4 protein-coding genes and 1 pseudogene are annotated in these 2,220 nt (G+C 66.3%); all 5 read left to right on the top strand.

Going from position 1 to position 2,220, the window contains the following annotated elements; translation table 11 throughout:
* Window positions 1-237: pseudogene (locus tag ACEN88_RS29680) on the top strand (hypothetical protein); the annotation flags it as partial.
* Between the two features lie 59 nt (window positions 238-296).
* Window positions 297-737: a hypothetical protein gene (locus ACEN88_RS29675; RefSeq protein WP_413345475.1), complete on the top strand. Its 441-nt coding sequence runs from the start codon at window positions 297-299 to the stop codon at window positions 735-737.
* A complete protein-coding gene (locus tag ACEN88_RS29670; RefSeq protein ID WP_413345473.1) occupies window positions 734-1,414 on the top strand; it encodes a C39 family peptidase in 681 nt (226 codons plus the stop codon). Before ACEN88_RS29675 ends, ACEN88_RS29670 begins: the two co-directional genes overlap by 4 nt.
* 11 nt (window positions 1,415-1,425) lie before the next feature.
* A complete protein-coding gene (locus ACEN88_RS29665; RefSeq protein WP_413345472.1) occupies window positions 1,426-1,929 on the top strand; it encodes a hypothetical protein in 504 nt (167 codons plus the stop codon).
* Window positions 1,930-1,953: 24 nt separating this feature from the next.
* Window positions 1,954-2,220, top strand: a 267-nt coding sequence (locus ACEN88_RS29660; protein ID WP_413345470.1) for a hypothetical protein, incomplete at its 3' end; no start/stop codon positions are given.

The following is a 2,220-nucleotide window of genomic DNA, read 5'->3' as shown; positions in this document are numbered from 1 at the left end:
GGCGGCGCCCTGGCCAACATCACGGCCGGCGTGGGCACGGGTGGCCTGGGCGGTGCGGGCACCGGCGGCAACGGCGGCTCGAACACCGTCAATGCCGGCTCCTTCGACATGTCCAACAACATGAGCGGTGTCGGCCAGTCGGCTGCGGGCGTGATGGTGATCAGCCAGAACAACGGCTTCTCCTCGCTGGTCCAGCAGAGTGTCAACGTCCAGAGCAACCTGGCTGTCGGCAAGTAATGCCAAGGACCGCCGTGCCTGCGGGCACGGCGGTTTTTCGATGCAACCGGGGGTAGAGAATGCAGTCATCACTCAAGAGTAGCGTCAGCAACCGCGTGTGCAGCTTCGCTGTGCTCGCGGTCTGCGCATCCGCGGCCTGGGCAGGACCGGAACTCGCGGTTCCCGCCCGGGACAGCGCGCCGGCCGCCCAGCCGGCCACGGGTGCCGACAAGGGAGACGGCAAGTCGGTCCAGGCGCAGGACTCGCTCGGATTCGGCCCCGCCGCCGACCTGGGCAAGCTGGAGCATTCGCGCGGTGGGACGGACACGTTCAACACCAGCAACAACGCGAATCTCGGCGGGGTCGTGAGCGGCAACAGCGCGGTGAACGTCGTCACGGGGTCGAACACGATCGATGCCGGCGCGTTCGCCAACATGTCGGGCATACCGGTGGTTATCCAGAACAGCGGCGCGAACGTCCTGATCCAGAATGCCACCATCGTCAACCTGCAGTTCAAATGAAGTACGGCGCCCTGCCCCTGCTGCTGTGCGCACTGGCGGGCGCTGCCCGCGTGGATGCGGCCGACCTGCCGATCGCGGGCGGCGCCCGGTTCGACGTACCGGTCAAGAGCATGCGCGAACTGCGCTTCGCGTCGACGACCCGCCAGCAATACGACTTCAGCTGCGGCTCGGCCGCCCTGGCCACGCTGCTGACCTATCACTACGGCTATCCGATCAGCGAAACGACCGCCTTCAAGGCGATGTGGGAGATCGGCGACCAGGCCAAGATCCGGCGCGAAGGCTTTTCGCTGCTGGACATGCAGCGCTATCTCGCAAAGATCGGCTATAAGGCGGACGGCTTCCAGGTGCCGTTGCAGAAACTGTTCGACAGCAAACTGCCCGCCATCGTGCTGATCTCCGAGAAGGGCTACAACCACTTCGTCGTGATCAAGGGCGCGGACGACGGGCGCATCCTGCTGGGCGATCCGTCCAGCGGCACGCGCTCCGTGACGCGCGAGCACTTCGAATCCATCTGGCCGACCCGGCTGCTGTTCGTGATCCACGACGCGCCCGGCAAGCCTTCGTTCAACGCCGACCTCGACTGGCGCGCCGCGCCGCGCGCGCCGCTGGCCGAGGGTGTGACCCGGACCGCGATCGACATGACGACGCTGCCGAAATTCGGTCCCGGCGATTTTTGACAGGAGACCCCATGCGCATCCCCGTCCAGATCGGCCTCGTGCTGGCCAGCGCCGCGATCGCGACGCAGGGCCATGCCAGCGGCCCGGACAACCCGTTCACCAGCGACAACGCCGTGGCGGCCGACTCGCTGGACGACTACCGCGGCGGCTTCATCACCGACAACGGCCTGGCGGTATCGCTCGGCATCGAGCGCATCGTCACGATCAACGGCAACGTGGCCGAACGCAGCCAGCTGGAGCTCGGCGACCTCGGCAAGCTGACGAGCGGCCACAGTACGCTCACCGCCGACATGGCGAACCAGGTGCGGCTGATCCAGAACGGCGGCGGCACGTTCAACGTCCAGATGGGCGACACCACGCTGGGCGGCACCGTCATCCAGAACAGCCTGAACAACCAGTTGATCAACAACCAGACCATCATCAATGCAAGCGTGAACGCACGCGGACTGCTGCAGTCCATGAACTTCCAGTCCAGCCTCGCGAACGCGCTCAATACCGCCGCCACCGGCAGGTGACGGATTTTTACCTGGAGAAAACCTATGCATAAAATTCCAGCGCTGTACGGCGTGATTGGTGTCAGCGTGGCCCTGGCGGCCATCCCGGCCGGTGCCCAGTCCGGTCCTGACCTCCTCGAGCAGCTCAAGATCATGCGACAACAGCTGGAAGAGCAGCGCGCGCGCGTCGACGAACTGGAACGCCAGTTGCGCGCGAGCGGCGTGGCGCCGCCCGCGAACACGGCGGCGGCGGACGGCGGCACGCCCGGCGGGTTACAATCAACGGTTTGCGCCCGGGGCGTGTGCGTCCGC

The sequence above is a fragment of the Massilia sp. CT11-108 genome, assembly GCF_047302915.1.
Classification (GTDB): Bacteria; Pseudomonadota; Gammaproteobacteria; order Burkholderiales; family Burkholderiaceae_D; genus Telluria; species Telluria orientalis.
This window is presented reverse-complemented; position numbering and strand designations above follow the sequence as displayed.